The sequence below is a fragment of the Roseomonas rosulenta genome (assembly GCF_016106005.1).
GTDB lineage: Bacteria > Pseudomonadota > Alphaproteobacteria > Acetobacterales > Acetobacteraceae > Neoroseomonas > Neoroseomonas rosulenta.
Genome location: NZ_JACADR010000411.1, coordinates 1 through 2770, shown reverse-complemented (window position 1 = coordinate 2770; position 2770 = coordinate 1). Strand labels below are relative to the sequence as shown.

Below are 2770 nucleotides of genomic sequence, written 5' to 3'. Positions count from 1 at the left end.
TGGCGCGCGACGGCACGCTCGGCTGCGGCGACGCCGCGCCGCTGCGGCTGCTGCGCCAGGGCGCCGACACGCCGCCGCGCCTGCTGGCGGAAGCGCGTGCCGCTGGCGGCTGCCGCACCACGTTCCGGGTCAATGCCTGGACGCTGGAAGCGGTGGAGGCCGACCTTGTGCGGCTGCGCCTGGTGAATGGCGAGGCCCTGACGCTGTGGTTCCTGCGCGCGGATGTTGTCGCGCCATAAGGCGCACGGGTGTGGTCGCGCCGTAGGGCGCGCGGAGGTCTTCACGCCATCAGGTGCGCGGGTGTGGCCACGGCGTAGGGCACGCGGACCGCAACGCCCCCTTGGGCGCGGCTGGACGACCGGCCGGCGCGGCGTGAGACTGTGCGCGGGCAGGGACGTGATCCGCGCATGAGCTGGCAAGCCGAACTGGACGAACTGCGCCGGCGTGAGGCGCTGGCGCGCGCGATGGGCGGCCCCGACAAGGTGAAGCGCCAGCACGATGGCGGGCGCCTGACGGTGCGCGAACGCGTCGAGGCGCTGGTCGATCGCGCATCCTTCCACGAGGTCGGCGCCATCGCGGGGCGGGCCGAATACGACGCGCAGGGCGACCTGCGATCCTTCACGCCGTCCAACTGCGTGATGGGCCGCGCGCTCGTCGATGGCCGCCCGGTGGTGGTGGTGGGCGACGACTTCACCGTGCGCGGCGGCAGCGCGGACGCGACCATCCGCGACAAGCCCATCATGGCGGAACGCATGGCGGCCGAACTCCGCCTGCCGATCATCCGGCTGATCGAGGGCTCGGGCGGCGGCGGGTCGGTCAAGACGATCGAGACCACCGGGCGCGCCAACCTCCCGGGCGGGGTGGGCGGGACGCAGCTCTATTACCAGACCACCGCGAACATGGGGCTGGTGCCGGTGGTGACGCTGGGGCTCGGCTCGGTCGCGGGGCTGGGCGCGGCGCGTCTGGCGGCGTCGCATTACTCGGTGATGACAAAATCCTCCGCGATGTTCGTGGCGGGACCGCCGGTGGTCGCACGGCTGGGCGAGGCATTGGACAAGCAGGCGCTCGGCGGATGGGAGATCCAGTGCAAGGCGGGCGGCGTGGATGAAGCGGTCGAGACGGAGGCCGAGGCCTTCGAGCGCGCGCGCCGCTTCCTGTCCTACCTGCCATCGTCGGTGTTCGAGCTGCCGCCGGCGGTGCGTGGGCGCGACGATGCGGCGCGGCGCGACGAAAAGCTGCTGAGCGCGATCCCGCGCGATCCGCGCCAGGCCTACAAGGTGCGGCCGATCATCGAGACGCTGGTGGATCGCGGGTCTTTCTTCGAGATGGGGCGGTGGTTCGGACGCCCGGTGGTGACGGGCTTCGCGCGCCTGGACGGACGGGCGGTGGCCGTGCTGGCCAGCGATCCGGTCTTCCAGGGCGGCTCCTGGACGGCGGATGCCTGCCAGAAGGTGATCCGCTTCGTGGACCTGGCGGAGACCTTCCACCTGCCGGTGGTGTACCTGATGGACTGCCCCGGCTTCGCGGTGGGGCTGGACGCCGAGCAGCGCGCGACGATCCGCTGGGGCGTGCGGGCGATGGCGGCAGTGAACCAGGCCCGTGTGCCCTGGTGCACGGTGATCCTGCGCAATGCCTTCGGGGTGGCGGGCGTGGTGCACCAGCCGGCGGGGCGGTATTCGATCCGGTACGCCTGGCCCTCGGCGCGCTGGGGATCGCTGCCGCTCGAGGGTGGTGTGGAGGCCGCCTATGCGGCGGAGGTCGCGGCCGCCGAGGACCGCGAGGCGAAGGTGGCGGAGATCGAGGCGCGGCTGCAGAAGCTGCGCTCGCCCTTCCGCACGGCGGAGGCCTTCTGGATCGAGGAGATCATCGATCCACGCGAGACGCGGGGGCTGCTGTGCGAGTTCGCCCGATTGGCGGACCCGTTGCGTGCGGCGGGCACGGCGGCCTTCACGATGCGGCCTTGAAAGTCACTGGACGCACGCCGAACCCTCTTGCGAGCCCCGTTGATGGGGTGAGGCAGTCTTCTGGAAACCTCCGCGAAGCGCGTGTCGCGCTGCCGCGCGGGAGGGGACGGGACACGCCCGCGAGCCGTGTAGTGCCAAACCAACAGCGACAACGTGGTGCTTAATACAGCGCAATTCTGAGCTTCGCCGTCCGTGGTAGCGGATCGACGTATTCTCTGGTGCGCAGCAGCCCGGCATCGATTTTGGTGGCCTGCCGCGCCTCGGAAGACCTTGCGGTGAGGGGTTCCTCGATGCGGACGATCGGGCGCGCTTCCGTGACAACTTCGACGGGTATGAGGCTCCCTGGAACGCGCACTTTGAGGCGCATGCGCCTGCACTGCCTGCTTGGCCTACTCGGCCTCGCGGTCCATGCGCCTGCTGGGGCGCAGACCTCCGACATCCGCGTAATTCCGCCGCTCTACACACCACGCGACTTCGCCGGTCCGGGAGACGTCATCTACTATGAGCGGGGAGGCATGATCGCACGCGCTATCTCGGCCAATGGGCTCGTCCTCGCGGGCGAAGCCATCGGCTCCCGTGCCCTTGGCGGCGGCGTTTTCGTCCAGGAGCAGCAGGCATTTCGGTGGAGCGCCACCGGAGGGACGCAGGGGCTGGGCTTCGTTCCCGCGTCTGCGAACATTAGATGTTTTGGTCCCGGCATTTCATGGTGCGGGTTTGCGGTGAACCTATGGGGGTCTGCGGCCCATGATCGGCAGATGAACTCGTAGGGGGTGAGGCCCTTCAGGGTCTTGAGCCGCCGCGCGTAG

At 70.2% G+C, this 2770-nt stretch carries 3 protein-coding genes and 1 pseudogene; 2 read left to right on the top strand and 2 right to left on the bottom strand.

Features of this window, described 5'->3' with window-relative positions; all coding sequences use genetic code 11:
- On the top strand, positions 1-239 hold a 239-nt coding region (locus tag HW578_RS25115), incomplete at its 5' end, for a hypothetical protein (protein WP_198373428.1).
- A 168-nt stretch (positions 240-407) separates the two neighbouring features.
- Positions 408-1964, top strand: a complete 1557-nt coding sequence (locus HW578_RS25110) for an acyl-CoA carboxylase subunit beta (protein WP_198373427.1) — start codon at positions 408-410, stop codon at positions 1962-1964.
- Between the two features lie 160 nt (positions 1965-2124).
- Here HW578_RS25110 and HW578_RS25105 read toward each other — a convergent pair whose 3' ends face one another.
- Complete coding sequence (locus tag HW578_RS25105; RefSeq protein WP_198373426.1) at positions 2125-2331, bottom strand: hypothetical protein; 207 nt, start codon at positions 2329-2331, stop codon at positions 2125-2127.
- A 321-nt stretch (positions 2332-2652) separates the two neighbouring features.
- Positions 2653-2770, bottom strand: a pseudogene (locus HW578_RS28610) (IS481 family transposase); the annotation flags it as partial.